The organism is Phycisphaerales bacterium, from assembly GCA_040217175.1.
GTDB lineage: Bacteria > Planctomycetota > Phycisphaerae > Phycisphaerales > UBA1924 > JAHCJI01.
Genome location: JAVJNT010000001.1, coordinates 726,323 through 741,675, shown reverse-complemented (window position 1 = coordinate 741,675; position 15,353 = coordinate 726,323). Strand labels below are relative to the sequence as shown.

The window sequence follows — 15,353 nt, the reverse complement described above, 5'->3', positions numbered from 1 at the left end:
ATTCGGCCGAGGGGCCAGACGGCATCGACCGCTGGCGTGAAGCGATTCGATCGGCAGCCATGGACGCCCGATCGCACGCACGCTCTGTTGGCCGCGTGTTTGGCGATCAGGAGGGGTCTCCTACCTTCGTGCTGCTTGCGGCCCCTATCGAGTCGGAGGAAGGCGAATCTGTGGGTGGCGTCGCGATGCTGTGCCCCTGGCGAGGCGAAAGCGACGCGGAGCGAGTGCGGCTCAACTTGCGAGCCGCGCTGCTGGTCGGCTCGCGCGCGCTCGTGCCCGATCGCCAGCCCGCCGAGTCGGTGCAGGCAGACGAGGTCGCCCGCGTGCTCTCGCGGGCCGGCCAGTACCGATCGATCCACGAGTTCGGTTTCGCGCTCACCAACGCGATCAAGCAACGATACGACTGCGGCCAGGCCGCGCTCGGACTGGTGCGAGGAAACATGCTCAGGGTGGTCTGTGTCTCAGGGCTCGACCACGTTAACGAGCGGAGCCCGGGCATCCACCACGTCCAACAGTCGATGTGCGAGTGCCTGGACGCGGGCGAGATGATCGTGGAGCAGGAGCGTGAGCAATGGGCGACGACCGCCGACTCGCAGGGCGGACTCCTGCATGCACGCTGGCGCGCTGCCATCGGCGGCGATGCGATCGTCAGCCTGCCGCTCATCGCCGGAGAGACGGCCATCGGCGTCGTCTCGCTCGTGCGAGACGCTTCGGATCCGTTCCGGCCCGAAGAACTCGCGGCGCTCCAGAAGCTGCTGTCGCCGCTAGCTGCCGCCATCCCGCTCGTGCAGAAGTCGACTCGCTCACTACCGTCGCACGCGAGAGCCAGCGTCGAGCAAGGCATCGCCTGGGTCACGCGGCGGGAGTCTTGGACCCGAAAGGCCGTGATTGCCGCCGGCATCGTTATTGCACTCTGGCTGATCTTCAAGCCCACCATGTATCGTGTGGCCGCCGACGCCACGGTGGTCGCCGCTAACGAGGTCGTCGTGGCATCATCGCTCGATGCGTCGGTGGCGGACGTGCTCGTACGATCGGGCGACGTCGTCGAGCGGGGGCAGGTGCTCATCGTGCTCGATGCAAGCGATCACGCCGTTCGACGCGAGCACCTGGCGACCGAGGTGCGCCAAGCGTCACTCCGGCTGCGGGACGCCGTTGCATCGGGCGATCCCTCCGCAGCGGCTATCGCCCGCGCCGAGCGTGACATCTACCAGACCGAGCTCGATCTCGTGCTGACACAGATCGAGCGGGCCGTCATGACCGCTCCGGTTTCGGGCACGGTGGTAGGCAGCGAGCTGTCAGCCCTGCGGGGGCGGCTCGTGCCGTTGGGCGAGCCGCTGCTTTCCATCGCTGAGCACGGGGCGCTCGAGCTACGAATCGACGTACCAGAGCGGAGGGTGACCGACCTGACGCCGGGCGTCGACGTCCGCTTCGCCAGCCACGCAAGGCCCGAGGACGCTGAACTCCTGGTGCTCGAACGCGTCGAGCCCGCCGCGACGTTACGCGACGGTCGCCCGGTCTTCGTAGCGCGCGGCCGGTTGGCCGAAGGCGAAGCGTGGCTCCGACCCGGCATGGAGGGCATCGCCATGATCGATGCAGGCGAACGGCCGAACTGGTGGGTCGGGCTGCACCACGTCATCGATTATGCCCATCTGAACTTCTGGATCCGGTGATGTCTACTGCGACCGCACATCCCGATCTGGCCGCCCGTCTCCGTGATGCGGTCGTGTCGGTGCGCCACGAGCTCAGCATCTCGCGGCACCGGTTCCGGTCTGGCCCGGCCTACGTGCTCCGAGATCCGATCACCTTCAAGACCCATCGACTCGATCCAGAAGACTATCGGGTGCTCTCGGCCCTCGACCGGACTCGCACGCTCGGCCAGACGTTTGACTCGTTGTGCGAGCGGGGAATCCTTACGAGTCAGGACGAACAGCGGTTCTACGAGTTCATCGTCAGCCTGCACCAACGCAACCTCTTGGTCCTCCCGTTGAGCGATGGCGCCGTGCTCTACGAACGCTTCCAGCGTCGCCGGCAGGCCGAGAGGCTGTCGCGGGCGTTGGGCATCTTCTTCCTGCGTGTTCCGTTGTTGAATCCCGACCGATTCCTCACTCGGACGCTTCCATTCGCAAGCTGGCTCTTCACCAAGCCCGCGGTCGCGGCCTGGTTCGTGCTGGCCGTGGCGAGCCTGCTCGTCGTCTTCACCCGCTGGAACGACCTGACCGCGCCGGTCGCGGCCGCCTTCACCGGGGGCAACCTGGTGCTGCTCTGGGCCACGCTGATCGGCCTGAAGGTCATCCATGAGTTCGGGCATGCCTATGCGTGCAAGGCCTTTGGCGGCCACGTCCCGGAAATGGGCGCGTACCTCGTGCTCTTCACGCCGCTGGCATACGTCGATGCGACGGACGCCTGGTCGTTCACGAGCACCAAGCAACGCGTCGTCGTGACGGTGGCGGGGGTGTATCTCGAGTCGATCGTGGGCATCATCGCGCTCTTCGTCTGGGCAACGACCGGGCCCTCGGTCCTCAATACGGTCGCCTACCAAGCGCTCCTGCTCGCGACGGTGACCACGCTGTTGTTCAATATGAATCCCTTGCTTCGCTACGACGCGTACTACCTCGTCTCCGATCTGGCTGGCGTACCCAACCTCCGTTCTCGGTGCGAGGAAGTGCTGGCAAAGGTGGCAAAGCGGGCGTTCTTCGGCCTTCGCAGCACGACGCCCGATCGTTGGGCATGGGGATCCGTCGGGTTGCTTTCGTTCGGCGTCGCACAGCTCTCCTACCGCGTGGTCATCATGGCCACCATCGCAACGGTGCTCGTGATGAAGTTCGGCGGGCTGGGCATCGCACTGGCTGGCGTGTTTCTAAGCCTCTTGATCGGGCGGATCCTGCTGTCCCTTGGACGCTACGTACGAGAGGCCGAGGAACTGGCCGGTCGACGCCGCCGCGCGGCCTGCGTCGTCGGTGCGTGTGCGATGCTCGTGGTTGGCGGTGTCCTGCTCGTTCCACTCTCGTGGCCCATTGCGGCGCGTGGCATCAGCTCCTACGAACACATCGAGACGATCCACGCGCCCAGCGACGGCATCGTCCGAGAGACCACGGGCCAGGTCGGGCTGGTATATCCCGCCGGGTCTCAGATCCTCGCGCTCGAGAACGACGCGATCGACGCCACGGCCAGGACCGTGCTGGCCGACGCCCGCGTGAAGCAAACCGAGACCGTCCGAGCGAGCCTGCGGTCGCCGGGGGAGGCCTACGACAGGCTCGCGAGCGAACAGGCCGTGGCCGCCACGCTCGTTGACGTCCAGCGAGACGCGCGTGCCTTGAGCATCAGTGCTGCCGGGCCCGTACGAGTCCTGGCAACGTTCGTAGATCGGCCGGGTATCCGCGTCCGCCGGGGGGATCCGCTCGTCCAGGTTGGCTCGGGCGGCGCTCAGGCCGTGCTGCTGCTGGGCCCGGAGCACCACGAGCGATTACGGCTTCGGATCGGTGACGAGCTCACCTGCCGCTCGCCTTCGGATCCTGCGGCCCGCTATACCGGTACCGTCATCGGTATCAGCGACGCGAGCAGTCGCGGCCTCGACGCGGCGGTCGTGAAGGCTGCACAGTCGCTCAGCATTGCCATCGATCCGACGACGGGGCGGGCCGTGGCGCCATATCGCGAGATTCGCATCGCGCTCGACCGAGACTCGACGCCGCCGGCCAACGCCACTCTGGTCGCACAAATGCCCGTGCGGCCCATGTCGACGGCGGCCATGGCGCGCCGTCGATTCGCCGCCTTCATGAACGAGATCAATCGAGGATTCAGTGAACGATAGCGCTCAGCGCGCACGAGGAAACTGACCATGCACGCTCTTGCCAAGGCATTCGTCCTCCCTGCGATCGCGACCTGCGTGCACACGCTGCACGTCGAAGATCCGACCCCGTCGGCGACGGCCACCGGGGACGAGGGACGAATCATCCAGGTCGAATCACCCGACCAGGTCCTTCCCGGTGTGGTGAGGCCACGCCGATCCGTGACCGTTGGGTCCGCCTTCGACGGCCTGATGCTCGAGATGCTTGCGACCGAGGGTCAGCGTGTTCGACAAGGCGAGGTCATCGCCAGGCTCGACGATCGAGTCGCCGTCGCCGCTGCCGCACTGGCAAGGCAGGAAGCCGATCAGGGCGCCAGGCTCAACCGGGCGAGTCTGCGTGTTGCGAATGCCGAGCGGGTGCTCGATCGCACGCGCTCGCTCCAGAAGCGCGGCGCGGCGACCGACGAGGAGGTCGTCAACGCACAATTCGAACTCGAGATCGCCCAAACCGAGCTCGTCGAGGCCCGCGAACAGCAGGACGCGGCAGAATTGCGTTCGCGAGAAGCTCTGGCGCAGGTCGAGCGACACCGCATCCGAGCGCCCTTCGACGGCGTCGTGGTCCGACGCATGGTCGAGGACGGCGCCGTGGTCCGTGGTGGCGATCCCGTCGCACTCCTGAGCGATATTGATCAGCTCAGCACCGATTTGTTCCTGCCCGCGGCCGCGGCACTCGACGTTCGAGCGGGCAACACCTACGCAATCCACCTGCACGAGCCGCTCGACGCGGTCGTCTTCGCCAGGGCCAGGTACGTCGAGCCCGAGATCGAGCCTACCTCTGGCACCATGCGGGTCGTCTTCGACTTCGAACTCCCCGCTGGACGGGTTCCGGCAGGCGTGCTCGCGACTGCCGCCGATCGGCTGCCGACATCGGATGAACTTGCCCGCTTCGAGCAGGAGGAAGCTGCGATGCCGGCGGTCGCTGCGGGGCGCGACGGCTGAGCACCCCGGCGAAAGCTCGAACGAGAAAGCCCGCACCATGAAGATGCGGGCTCCAGAAGCTCCCCGAGCAGGACTCGAACCTGCAACCTAGCGGTTAACAGCCGCTCGCTCTACCATTGAGCTATCGGGGATCACGACGTATCGAGCCGAAAGCGTAAGCGCCACTTTCCCAGCGTCAAGAGAACGCAGGCCCGTGCGGGCCAAAGATTCGCGGTTCGTTGCACGTCCAGAACGGGGGATTCCAAGTGCCAAACATTTGCCGTACGCATTTTCGACCTGTCGCCGCTCGTCGGGGCAACCTCCTCGTGGGTTGCCTGGCCGTCTTGGGCGTCGTTGCAGCGCTCGTCGTCATCGGCGGCGTCATCGTGTGGATGAACTGGAAGGGTTGGACCGCCGGCGCCATGAACGCCGGCATGAAGGCCGCGGTGCAGGAGTCGAAGCTTCCTGCTGGCCAGCAGACCCGGATCAACACCCAGATCGATCAGCTCACTTCCGCGTTCGAGGCCGGCGACGTGACCTTCGAGGACCTGGGCCTGGTGATCCAGGAGCTCGAAGACCACCCGCTGCTGCCAGTCGGCCTGCTCGAGTACATCGAGGCCAACAGCCTGAGCGTCGATGGCATCACGGACGAAGAGCGCGCTGCGGGCGAGCTGGCCACCCAGCGCCTCCAGCGAGGCCTCATCGAAGACAAGCTCGTGCTGGCCGATCTCGATCCGGTGCTGGAGCCAATCTCGCAGCGCGATCCTCAGGGCGACCTGCAGCCGCTGCAGAACCCGACCGCTCCTCAGGTCCGGCTCTACATCGAGGCGGCCCAGAACAAGGCCGACGAGGTCGGCGTGGCCAATGAGCCCTACGACGTTGACGTTGCAGAGCAGATCGAACGGCTCATCAACGACACGCTTGGCCGCGAGGTCGTGAGCGCTCCGGCCCCGGCCGGCGAGGCTCCGGCCGATCCCGTCGACCCCATTGATCAGGGCGATCCCGCGAGCGATCCCGTCGACGAGCCGGCGGCCGATCCGGGCGAGGGCACTGGCGGCGGCTGAAGCTTGTGGCTTGCGAATCGGACGCCAAATCCGATCGTGAGCAGGCCCAAGACGACGCCGAGCACGATCGGCTCGATGAACGCGGCGAGCGACACGCAACCGGTGAGGCCGAGCGTGCTGACCGAGCGCGCGATGAACCTGCCCTCGCCGACGCGCATCGCGGCGATGTTGGTGATGGCGTAGTACACCAGCACCGCCGCCGCCGCGAGCGACCAGGCGTGGGGCACCGTGCCCACGACGATCAACAGCGCGATGCCCGCGACCACGCACGCCGTGGCGATGGCGGGCACGCCCTGGCGATCGACACGCGCAAGTGGCGGGGGCAGATCTCGCTCCCGACCGGCAGCGAGCGCCACGCGGGCGAGGCCCATGATGAGGTTCAACTGCACCGCCAGCAGCGCGGCCGCGGCGCCCATCCCCAACATGATTGCCAGCGTGGGGGCTTCGACCGCTTTCGCCACGGCGAGCAGCGGGGCGGCGTCCTCGGCGGCGCGCGAGCCGAACTCGGCTGCGCCGAGCACGCCGAGCCCGGTGAAGGCGACCAGCGCGTAGAGCACGATCGCGACGCCCAGCGTGATGACGACTGCACGGGGGATGGTCCGGCGTGGCTCGCGGACTTCCTCGCCCATCGTCGCGATGCGCGCAAAGCCGGCGAAGGCGACGAACGACAGGGCCGCCGTCTCGAGCACGCCGGGGGCGGAGATCGGTCGATCGGCGATGGCCGACCACGACAGCCCCTGCCATCCTCGCCACGCCGCCGGCGCTGCCGCGATCACCATCGTCAGCAGCGCGAACGCGGTGACGAACAAGAGCACGAAGTTGAACCGCACCGACCGCGTCACGCCCGCCAGCGCCATCGCCGCGACGACCAGCAGCGAGCCGAGGGCGGCGAGCGTCATGGTGGCGCCATCGCCCGGCTTGCCCGTGGCCCATGCGATGAGCCCGCCGAGACCGAGCGCCGCCGTCGCGCACGAGGCGGTCTTGGCGATCAGGAACACCCAGCCGGCCGCGAAGCCCGCCAGCGGGTGCACGAAGCGGTAGCCATACGCGTACGTCCCGCCGCTCACCGGGTGCACGGCGGCGAGCTGGGCGCTACTCAGGCCGTTGCACATCGCCAGCGCGCCCGCGATGACGATCGCCAGCAGGAGCCACGGCCCGGCCAGCCCTGCGCCAAGGCCGAGCGTGACGAACGCACCGGTACCAATGATCGAGCCCAGCCCGATGCCAACAGCCCCGGGCAGGGTGATGACGCGGCGGAGCTCGTTCGTCGGCGTGGTCATCGTCTACCCGATCGTTGCCTGCCCGTTCATGTACGGCCGCAGCACCTCGGGGATGGTGACCGACCCATCGGCGTTCTGGTGCATCTCGATGAGCGGGATGAGGAACCGCGGGCTCGCGAGCACGGTGTTGTTCAGCGAGTGGCAGAACGTCGTCGCGCCCTTGCCCTGCGCGCCGCCCTGGCGATACCGCAGGTTCAGCCGCCGGCACTGGAAGTCGTAGAGCCGGCTGGCGCTGTGCGTCTCGCCCCAGTCGCCTTGGCCTTGTTCCCCGCGGCTGGGCATCCAGCACTCCACGTCGATCATGTCGGCGTTCTTCTGGCCCAGGTCGCCTGCGCAGCATTGGAGCAGGCGGTACGGCAGCCCGAGGCCCTGCAAGAGCTCCTCGACGTAACCAATCATTTCCTGGTGCCAGCGGCGGCTCTCGGCCTCGTCCGCCTTGCAGATGACCACCTGCTCGACCTTCTCAAAGTAATGCACGCGGTACAGGCCCGCCGTGTCCTTGCCCGCAGCCCCGGCCTCGCGGCGGTAGCAGGGCGACAGCGTGCAAAGCCGGATGGGCAGGTCCGCCTCGTCGACGATCTCGTCCATGTGGAAGCCCATCAGGCCGACCTCGCCCGTGCCGGTGAGGTAGCCGTCGGCCTCCCATTGCGGCTGATCCGCGTCGCCCTTTTCGTGGATGCCCACCTCGTACGTCTGCTCGCGCCCGCCGGGGAAGAAGCCCGTACCGACCATCGCGTGCTCGCGCACGATGCTCGGGGCGCTGACGGGCGTGAAGCCCTTGGCGATGATCTGGTCGAACGCGTACCGCAGCACGGCCTGGTGCAGCCGGAATCCGTCGCCGGTCAGCACGTAGCTGCGCGAGCCGCTCAGCTTCACGCCGCGCTCGAAGTCGATGAGGCCGTGTTGCTCGGCGATCTCGGTATGGCTCTTGGCCCCGAATCCCCTTTGCTCGGCGAAGGGCGTCGCGGGGTCAAAGCCCTCGGGCGACCACCGCCGGATCTCGACGTTGTCCTCGCTGCCCGCGCCATCGGGCACGTCGGCGTCGGGCGGCTGGGGGATCGTGAGGAGCAATCCTTGCAGCTCGGGCTCGACGCCCGCCAGCTCGGTTTCGAGCCCCTCGATCTCGGCCTTCAGCCTCGCCGGCCCGGCCTTCAGCCCTTCCATCTCGGCCTGCAGCTCGGCCCGCGCGTCGCCGTCGGCGTCCTTGAGGGCCTTGGAGAGCTGCCCCATCCGCGGCCCCATCTCCTTGGCGAGCTTGTTCTGCTCGGCCTTGAGCGTCTCGCGCCGCGTCGTCAGGTCGCGCCGCTGCGTGTCCAGGGCCAGCACGCGGTCGATGTCGACGCCCGACCCCTTGCGGGCCGCGCCCTTCTTGTAGTGCTCGGGGTCTTCGCGCAGGTGCTTGAGGTCGATCATGGGGGGCCATGGTACGCGCCCGCGCGGCGGGTCCGGCATCCCGCCATCCCTCGCATGCCGGACCCTCCGGACCCCGATCGCCTGCGGCGACACCGACGCCCCGAAGCTCGTGACGACCGCGTGACACGGCCTCCCGACTACCCTTCCTTCCTAAGGAGGCCCGTCATGCCACGCGCATCCACGCCCGTGCTCGCCCTGGCCCTCGTGGCCGTCGCCGCCATCGCCCCGGCCGGCTCCTCGCAGGACGGCGGCGCAACCGCCAGCCCGCCGCCCCGGCACATGAGCCCCGACGGCGACCTCGGGCTCGTCGTCGACCTCCGCCGGCGACTCGGCCACGTCCTCGGCGCCGAGGTTTCGCGGGCGCGGTCCGAGGGCGACGCGACGCCCAGCATCACATACCTGCGCGCGATGCGCGAGCTGTGGGAGGACGACCGCCTGCGTGACGCCCCGGCCATCATCGAGGCTGGCCGGAAGATCATCGAGATCCACACGCAGCGGCACGACCACCAGCGGCGGCTGGACGCCAGCGTCGAGGTCCTGGCCGTCATCGACGCCAACCGCGACCGCTGGCTGGCGATGGCCGGCACCGGATCCATGCGAGAGCGCATGGCCGAAGCCATCGAGAGCCACGTCCGGATGATCCTCAGCGGCATGCAGAGCGGTTCGCAGCACGGCCGCCCGCACCTCGAGCTGGCCGCCCTCGAGCGGCTCATCGCGATGGAGACCGACGACAAGAAACGCGAGAACTTCATCGCCCAGCGCGACGACGTGCGCTATCGCATGTCGATCGGCCTGTTCGGCCCCGAGGACCCGCCCGAGCACTGGCGGATCCCGCCGCGTGACGAGCGGGGCGGCTGACCGGGCGCACGCGAACGCCGTGGCCCGAACGGGCGCGGCGACGTTGCGAGCAGGCACGTCGACGCACGACCCCCACGCAGGTCCGCGTCACCTCGCCACGGCCGAGCGCCGCGACGGATGCCCAGCGACCGCCCCGCACTCCGGGCACGCCACGCCGGCGTCCAGCCCTTCGCGGCTATATCCGCACCCAATACACCGCCCACGCCACTGCCGCAGCGCGCGACGCAGGGCGCCCGGCAACCTCGACGCGCCGAACAGCAGCAGGGCGTAGAACACCGCGTTGAGCAAGCAGCCGGGCCACAGCGGCAGCAGGGGGAGGGCGAAGCGGTCGGTGTTGGTGGAGCGCGGTGGCGGACCAATCTCCAGGCCGCCGGCGAGCGACGCGGCCGGCGTGGCCGCATACGCGTGCGATGCGCCGCCCCACCAGCGAGCGGCCTCGTAGGAGTCGCGCCGCATCGCGGGCCACGGCCAGCCGATCGTCGTGCGCACGAGCCGCTCTTCGACCCAATCGTTCGTGGGCGCCGGGCCGACGCGCGACCTCGCTTCGTGCCGCTCGCGGAGCCAGCCGATGCCGAACTGCGCGTGCGAGAAGATCGCTTGCACGAGCGTGGCCTCCAGCGGCACGGGCTGTGGCGGGCGCACGCGCACGGCGGGCCAGGACTCGGGGGGCATTGGCGTGAGGCCACCGTGCCAGTACGTCAGCGGCCCGCCGCCCGACCGGTTTCGCGCGAACCACTGCGCTCCATGGATCGCCCACGACGAGAGTACCGTCGCCAACATCCCCAGCAGGATGAAGACGAGCAGCGTGCGGATGGCCCGGCCCCAACGCATCAAGCGAGCCTACGTCGCGGCAGCGGGCCTGGTTGCCACGCCAGCGCCCGCTCCCTGCCCGCACTCCGGGCACGCGGTTCCTGGACCCAGCCCGCCCCGGTCATACCCACACCGGGCACACCGCCCGCACCGCCGCCGCAGCGTGCGACGAACGACGCTCGGCGTGCGCCACGCGATGAACAGCAACAGGGCGTAGAAGCCCGTGTTGATGGCGAAGCCGGGCCAGAGGGGGAGCAGGGGGAGGGCGAAGCGGTCGGTGACGGCGTATCTGATGGGGAAGGCGGGCGCGGCGGCGACCGGCGGCCGCGGGGCGGCCCACAACTCGATGCCGCTCGAGCGTGCGACGGCGGGCGGGTGATGCACCTCTTCCACGCGCTTGTAGCCGCGGTAGCGCACCCGCATCGTCGGGTGCGGCGGATGGCGCTCGACCACCTGCGCATAGTGCGCTCCGACCTCCATGGATGCGATCGGCCAGCCCGGACGCACGACGATGAGCGTCTCGGTGATCCGGCCGTGCTCGGGATCGAACGCGTCGTTCCAGAGGTCGACCTCGCTGACCAGCACCCGCCAGCCGACGCCGCTCTCCCAGCCCTCGAACGCCAGGTAGGGGAACGGGTACGCCGGCAGGGGGCTGAGCCGATCGCGCGGCCGGTGGTGCCGGCGCCAGACCGCGTCGGCCGTGACCCCGTGCGCCTCGCTCAGGTACGGCGCGCCGGCTGCCCTGGACTTGCGCAGTTCGACCCAGATGCTGCCCTGCAGGTCGACGCCGATCTCGCCCGGGCTGATGGTCGTGTCGATGTCGATGCGCTGGGCTCGATCGGGATCGAACGGCCACGTCACGCCCGGGACAAACGACTGGGGCGGACTGGCGATCGATTGCACACGCCAGGAGTGAGCCCCATGGATCGCCCACGACGAGAGCACCGTCGCGACCATCCCCAGCAGGACGAACACGGCCAGCGTGCGGATGGCCCGGCCCCAACGCATCGCAAGAGCCTACGTCGCAACGGCGGGCGCGGTTGCCTTTCGTGCGCCCGCCTCCGCCCCGCACTCCAGGCACGCGGCCTCGGCGTCCAGGCCGCCTCGGTCGTCCTCGCACCGCGCGCGCCGTCCACGCCGCCGACGCAGCGCGCGACGAATCGGGCCCGACGTGCGCGACGCGCCGAACAGGAGCAAGCCAAAGAAGAGCGTGTTGAGAAGGAAGCCGGGCCAGAGCGGAAGCACGGGGAGCGCGAACTCGGCAAACAGGGGGATGGGCAAACGCGATTGGACCACCAGCCCACCCGGCAGGGAGGCCCTGGGCGTCCTGGCAAGGATGCTCATGCGCCCGTCGCGATGGCCGGTGGCCGCGTAGTCCTCGCTTCCAAGGGCGGGCCACGGCCAGCCGGTCGACGTGCGCCACAGGATCTCATCGACCGCACCTTCGATGGCGGCATCGGCGGAACGCGAGGAGGCCTCGTGACGCTCTCGTAGCCAGCCGAGTCCCATCTGGGCCCCCGACGATCCGGGTTGCACGGAAGTGTCGCGGAGTCGCAGCGCGGGAGTCGCGTCGACGCGCACCGCGGGCCACGCCTGCGGCGGGATGGGCTCGATGCCGCTCATCAAGAACAGGAGCCGTAGGTCGGTCGTGCGATCTCGGATGAGCCAGTGCGTGCCATGGATCGCCCACGATGAGAGCACCGTCGCGACCGTCCCAAGCAGGACGAACACGACCAGCGTGCGGATGGTGCGGCGGCAACGCATCGCGAGAGTCTACCGCAGGTACGGCGATCGGGTTCAGCGCAGGGCTTGGAGGATCGACCCGACGTCCCGCCCCTCGCCAACCGCCTCCATGAGCGCCGAGCCGACGATCACGCCGTCGCACGCGCCGCGCAGAGCGTCGACGTGGGCCTTCTCGCGGATGCCAAAGCCGGCGCAGACGGGGATGGTCGCGGTGGCCTTGACCTTCTTGAGGTACTCGACGATGTCCGACTGATCGGAGCGGTGCTGCCCCGTGACGCCCACGCTCGTGACGGCGTACACGAAGCCGCTTGCGTGCGCGGCGATGCGCGCGAGGCGCGCGTCGCTGGTGACGGGGCTGACCATGCCGATGGTGGCGAGCCCCGCGTCGTTCAGGGGTTTGGCGATATCGAGCGCTTCGAGGGGCAGGTCGGGCACGATCACGCCGCGTACGCCGGCGCTCGAAGCGTCTTCGGCGAGCCGATCGAGCCCGTAGGCCAGCAGCGGATTGAGATAACCCATCAGCAGCAGCGGGGCGGCCAGGGTGCCGTCCAGGTCACGCAGCGTGTGCATGATCTTCTTCATCGTCGCACCGGCCGCAAGCGCCGCGCGGGCGGTCTCCTGCAGCGAGCCGCCGTCGGCGATGGGATTGCTAAAGGGGATGCCGACTTCGACGACATCCGCGTGCTGGCAGGCATCGTTAAGGATCGCGGGGAAGGCCTCCATGCTCGGGTACCCGGCCGTGACGTACGCGACCAGGGCGATACCGTGCGCGTCGCGGCCGTCGGTGATCGCCTTGCTGATCGCTTCGTGCGCGTGCATGGCTCAGCGACCCTCCTGCTCGGCCAGCCGCGTCAGGATCGGCATGTCCTTGTCGCCGCGCCCGCAGACGTTGACCAGCACGGTGGGGTGGTCGCGACCCTCGCACAGCCGCTTGGCCAGTGCGAGAGCATGCGCGGGCTCGACGGCCGGCAGGATGCCCTCGAGCCTTGACAGTTCGTCGAGCGCCGCGATCGCCTCGCCATCGCGTACGGCGTGGTACCTCACGCGCCCGACGTGCGCGAGCAGCGCATGCTCGGGGCCGATGGCGGGGTAGTCGAGCCCGGCCGACACCGATTGCGTGTCGCTCACCTGGCCGTCCTCGTCCTGGAGGAGCATCGAACGCGAGCCATGCAGCACGCCCGGCGTGCCGCCGCTCATGGTCGCCGCGTGCTGGCCGACGGCCGCGCCGACGCCGCCCGCCTCGGCACCGTGCATCTCGACGCTCGAGTCGCCCAGGAAGCCGTGGTAGAAGCCGATGGCGTTGCTCCCGCCGCCCACGCACGCGACGGCGAGGTCGGGCAATCCGTGCACCTGCTCGAGCATCTGCCGCCGGCTTTCGATACCGATGACCTTCTGGAACTCGCGGACGACCCACGGGAAGGGGTGGGGGCCGACGGCGCTACCGAGGATGTAATGCGTGCCCTGCGGATCGCCCACCCAGTGGCGGATGGCCTCGTCGACGGCGCTGCGCAGCGTCGCGTCGCCGGTCGTGACTGGCCGGACCTCCGCGCCCATGCGCCGCATGCGCACGACGTTGGGGGCCTGTCGCTCCACATCCTTCGCGCCCATGTAGACGATGCACGGCAGGCCGACACGAGCACACGCCGCGGCCGTCGCCACGCCGTGCTGGCCCGCGCCCGTCTCGGCAACGATCCGCTCGGCCCCGATCCGCTTGGCGATGAGCGCCTGCCCGAGCGCGTTGTTGATCTTGTGGGCTCCGGTGTGGGCCAGGTCCTCGCGCTTCAGCCACACCTGCGCCTTCCATGCCTCGCTCAGGCGCGGTGCATACATCAGGGGCGTCGGCCGGCCGACCCACGTTTCCTGGTGCTGCCTCAGTTCGTTGTGGAACGCGGCGTCGGCCAGCGCATCTCGAGCGCCCGCTTCGAACCGATCGAGCGCGGGCACGAGCGTCTCGGGCACGAAGCGACCGCCGAAGGGGCCGAAGAAGCCGTGCTCGTTGGGCAGCGCGCCGCCGATGAGCGCCCGCAGGAGGCCTTGCGTGTCCGCGGTCATGCGCGTTCCCCTTGCCTGACGGCTGCTACGAACTCGCGAATCATGCCGGCGTCCTTCACGCCCGGCTCGCGCTCGACGCCCGAGGATACGTCCACCGCGAATGGTCGGAGCGATCGGACCACGCCGGTGACGTTGTCGATGCGCAGCCCGCCGGCGATGACCACACGACACCGCGACACCCAAGGCTTTGCGTCCTGCCACGGTGCGGGCTGGCCCGAGCCGGACTCCTGCCCCTCGACCAGGACCATGCGGCCGTCGAGCCCGGCGATATCTTGCTCGAAAGATGGTCCCAGGCGAACGACCGGCACGCGCCGGTCCTCACGCGCGAGCGCGAGCGAGTCGGTGAAGTCCGCGCGGTCGGACTGGTGCAGCGTCCACGGCGGAAGCACGCTCATGGCGCGTTCGACGAGCTCTGCGTCGGGGTGCCGATACACCGCGACGCCCGCGACGTAGCCCGGCAGGTGCGAGAGCAGCTCCGCGGCCCGCCCCGGCGTGGCCTGCCGGGGCGACGGGCTCAGCACGACGCCGACGGCGTCCACGCCCGCATCGACGCAGGCGTCCACCATCTCTGGCGTCGTCAGCCCGCACACCTTGATGCGCACGCGGTCAGCCACGGGCCGCCCTTCCGGCCTCGATCATCGCGCGAGCGAGGGCTCCCGGGTTGTCGGATCGCATCAGGGCCGTCCCAACGAGCGCGCCGTCATAACCGAGCGTTGCCACGGCGGCGGCATCCCGCCCGGTCGCGATGCCCGACTCGGCGATCTTCGGCACGCCAGCGGGAAAGCGATCGACGACTTCTCGAAACCGCCCGACGTCCTCTTCGAGCGTGGCAAGGTCTCGGCAATTCAGGCCAAGCAGCACGTTGGCTCGGCCTTCGATCGCAGCGTTGGCTCGCTCGAGATCCTCGCCGTCGAACGCCTCGACCAGCACGACGAGCCCCATTTCCTCGCTCTCGTTGAGCATGCGACGCAGGTCCTCGTCGTCCAGGATGCGAGCGATCAGCAGCACGGCCGAGGCGCCCCACGCCCGTGCCTCGACGACTTGGTACGGGTCGACCAGGAAGTCCTTGCGCATCACCGGCACGTCGACGCTCCGCGCGATCTGCCGGAGGTCGTCCTCGCTCCCACCGAAGCGCGACGGCTCGGTGAGCACCGAGATCATCGAGGCGCCCGCATCCGCATAGGTTCGTGCCTGTGACAAGGCATCGAGCGAGTCGGCCGCGAGCACGCCCTCGCTGGGGCTCGACCGTTTCACTTCGGCGATCAATCCGAAGTCGCCGAGTGAGACAGCCTTCGGAGGCGGCGTGTCGAACGACCTGCTCCGAAGACTGGCAAGGGACTGAAGTGTCATTGCGGCGCGAGCCCTTGCCGC

Annotated in this window: 14 protein-coding genes and 1 tRNA gene; 5 read left to right on the top strand and 10 right to left on the bottom strand. The window is 69.2% G+C overall.

Going from position 1 to position 15,353, the window contains the following annotated elements:
- Nucleotides 1–59 precede the first annotated feature (59 nt).
- From RIA68_03250 to RIA68_03240, 3 genes are read left to right on the top strand one after another with little or no spacing between them, the layout of a single operon-like run.
- A complete protein-coding gene (locus RIA68_03250; protein MEQ8316450.1) occupies nt 60–1,670 on the top strand; it encodes an HlyD family efflux transporter periplasmic adaptor subunit in 1,611 nt (536 codons plus the stop codon).
- Nucleotides 1,670–3,808 carry a hypothetical protein gene (locus RIA68_03245; GenBank protein ID MEQ8316449.1) on the top strand — a complete coding sequence of 713 codons (2,139 nt, stop codon included), beginning with the start codon at nt 1,670–1,672 and terminating at the stop codon, nt 3,806–3,808. The genes RIA68_03250 and RIA68_03245 overlap by 1 nt, the downstream gene beginning before the upstream one ends.
- Before the next feature lie 27 nt (nt 3,809–3,835).
- Entirely contained in the window at nt 3,836–4,783 is a 948-nt protein-coding gene (locus tag RIA68_03240; protein MEQ8316448.1) for an efflux RND transporter periplasmic adaptor subunit, read from the top strand.
- A 59-nt stretch (nt 4,784–4,842) separates the two neighbouring features.
- Here RIA68_03240 and RIA68_03235 read toward each other — a convergent pair.
- A tRNA-Asn gene (locus RIA68_03235) sits at nt 4,843–4,914 on the bottom strand.
- Between the two features lie 174 nt (nt 4,915–5,088).
- On the opposite strand from RIA68_03235, the gene RIA68_03230 reads away from it, so the two are divergent.
- Nucleotides 5,089–5,826 (top strand): hypothetical protein, encoded by a 738-nt coding sequence (locus RIA68_03230; GenBank protein ID MEQ8316447.1) that lies wholly within the window; start codon nt 5,089–5,091, stop codon nt 5,824–5,826.
- On the opposite strand, the gene RIA68_03225 is transcribed toward RIA68_03230, so the two are convergent.
- Nucleotides 5,754–7,106, bottom strand: a complete 1,353-nt coding sequence (locus tag RIA68_03225; GenBank protein ID MEQ8316446.1) for an APC family permease — start codon at nt 7,104–7,106, stop codon at nt 5,754–5,756. The genes RIA68_03230 and RIA68_03225 overlap by 73 nt on opposite strands.
- Nucleotides 7,107–7,109: 3 nt before the next feature.
- Nucleotides 7,110–8,519: a serine--tRNA ligase gene (gene serS / locus RIA68_03220; GenBank protein MEQ8316445.1), complete on the bottom strand. Its 1,410-nt coding sequence runs from the start codon at nt 8,517–8,519 to the stop codon at nt 7,110–7,112.
- A 165-nt stretch (nt 8,520–8,684) separates the two neighbouring features.
- On the opposite strand from serS, the gene RIA68_03215 reads away from it, so the two are divergent.
- Nucleotides 8,685–9,377, top strand: a complete 693-nt coding sequence (locus tag RIA68_03215) for a hypothetical protein (GenBank protein ID MEQ8316444.1) — start codon at nt 8,685–8,687, stop codon at nt 9,375–9,377.
- Nucleotides 9,378–9,464: 87 nt separating this feature from the next.
- Here RIA68_03215 and RIA68_03210 read toward each other — a convergent pair whose 3' ends face one another.
- From RIA68_03210 to RIA68_03180, 7 genes are read right to left on the bottom strand one after another with little or no spacing between them, the layout of a single operon-like run.
- A complete protein-coding gene (locus tag RIA68_03210) occupies nt 9,465–10,208 on the bottom strand; it encodes a hypothetical protein (protein MEQ8316443.1) in 744 nt (247 codons plus the stop codon).
- 9 nt (nt 10,209–10,217) lie between these two features.
- Nucleotides 10,218–11,195 (bottom strand): hypothetical protein, encoded by a 978-nt coding sequence (locus RIA68_03205; protein MEQ8316442.1) that lies wholly within the window; start codon nt 11,193–11,195, stop codon nt 10,218–10,220.
- A 9-nt stretch (nt 11,196–11,204) separates the two neighbouring features.
- Nucleotides 11,205–11,951 (bottom strand): hypothetical protein, encoded by a 747-nt coding sequence (locus tag RIA68_03200; GenBank protein MEQ8316441.1) that lies wholly within the window; start codon nt 11,949–11,951, stop codon nt 11,205–11,207.
- A 33-nt stretch (nt 11,952–11,984) separates the two neighbouring features.
- Nucleotides 11,985–12,749, bottom strand: coding sequence for a tryptophan synthase subunit alpha (trpA, locus tag RIA68_03195; protein MEQ8316440.1), 765 nt, complete (start codon nt 12,747–12,749; stop codon nt 11,985–11,987).
- A 3-nt stretch (nt 12,750–12,752) separates the two neighbouring features.
- Entirely contained in the window at nt 12,753–13,982 is a 1,230-nt protein-coding gene (trpB, locus tag RIA68_03190) for a tryptophan synthase subunit beta (GenBank protein ID MEQ8316439.1), read from the bottom strand.
- Entirely contained in the window at nt 13,979–14,596 is a 618-nt protein-coding gene (locus RIA68_03185; protein MEQ8316438.1) for a phosphoribosylanthranilate isomerase, read from the bottom strand. Before RIA68_03185 ends, trpB begins: the two co-directional genes overlap by 4 nt.
- Entirely contained in the window at nt 14,589–15,332 is a 744-nt protein-coding gene (locus RIA68_03180; GenBank protein MEQ8316437.1) for an indole-3-glycerol phosphate synthase TrpC, read from the bottom strand. The genes RIA68_03185 and RIA68_03180 overlap by 8 nt, the downstream gene beginning before the upstream one ends.
- Nucleotides 15,333–15,353: the final 21 nt, after the last annotated feature.

Coding starts and splice junctions, on each gene's coding strand:
- RIA68_03205 (MEQ8316442.1), bottom strand. CDS start 11,195: ATGCGTTGGGGCCGGGCCATCCGCACGCTGGCCGTGTTCGTCCTGCTG.
- serS (MEQ8316445.1), bottom strand. CDS start 8,519: ATGATCGACCTCAAGCACCTGCGCGAAGACCCCGAGCACTACAAGAAG.
- RIA68_03250 (MEQ8316450.1), top strand. CDS start 60: ATGGACGCCCGATCGCACGCACGCTCTGTTGGCCGCGTGTTTGGCGAT.
- RIA68_03245 (MEQ8316449.1), top strand. CDS start 1,670: ATGTCTACTGCGACCGCACATCCCGATCTGGCCGCCCGTCTCCGTGAT.
- RIA68_03210 (MEQ8316443.1), bottom strand. CDS start 10,208: ATGCGTTGGGGCCGGGCCATCCGCACGCTGCTCGTCTTCATCCTGCTG.
- RIA68_03225 (MEQ8316446.1), bottom strand. CDS start 7,106: ATGACCACGCCGACGAACGAGCTCCGCCGCGTCATCACCCTGCCCGGG.
- RIA68_03215 (MEQ8316444.1), top strand. CDS start 8,685: ATGCCACGCGCATCCACGCCCGTGCTCGCCCTGGCCCTCGTGGCCGTC.
- RIA68_03180 (MEQ8316437.1), bottom strand. CDS start 15,332: ATGACACTTCAGTCCCTTGCCAGTCTTCGGAGCAGGTCGTTCGACACG.
- RIA68_03240 (MEQ8316448.1), top strand. CDS start 3,836: ATGCACGCTCTTGCCAAGGCATTCGTCCTCCCTGCGATCGCGACCTGC.
- trpA (MEQ8316440.1), bottom strand. CDS start 12,749: ATGCACGCGCACGAAGCGATCAGCAAGGCGATCACCGACGGCCGCGAC.
- trpB (MEQ8316439.1), bottom strand. CDS start 13,982: ATGACCGCGGACACGCAAGGCCTCCTGCGGGCGCTCATCGGCGGCGCG.
- RIA68_03200 (MEQ8316441.1), bottom strand. CDS start 11,951: ATGCGTTGCCGCCGCACCATCCGCACGCTGGTCGTGTTCGTCCTGCTT.